1 pseudogene is annotated in these 217 nt (G+C 65.4%); it reads right to left on the reverse strand.

The window, feature by feature from the left end:
• A pseudogene (locus tag ACNKW1_RS15780) lies at positions 1-217 on the reverse strand (antiporter); the annotation flags it as partial.

Here is a 217-nt window from a genome sequence, read left to right on the forward strand (position 1 = left end):
TACATCGCGTTCTCGGGCGAGCCGGCCTTGATCTGGCCGCCGATCACCACCGGCGCGATGAACGCACCGTAGGCTGCCACCGCCGAGGTCCAGCCCAGCACCGGGCCACGCTCATCCTTGTCGAACACGAAGCCCACGGTACGGAAGGTCGAGCCGTTGCCGATGCCCGAGGCCGCGAACAGCACCACGAACAGCGCCATGAACACGAAGAAGTACT

The organism is Thauera sp. WH-2, assembly GCF_048321015.1.
Lineage (GTDB): Bacteria > Pseudomonadota > Gammaproteobacteria > Burkholderiales > Rhodocyclaceae > Thauera.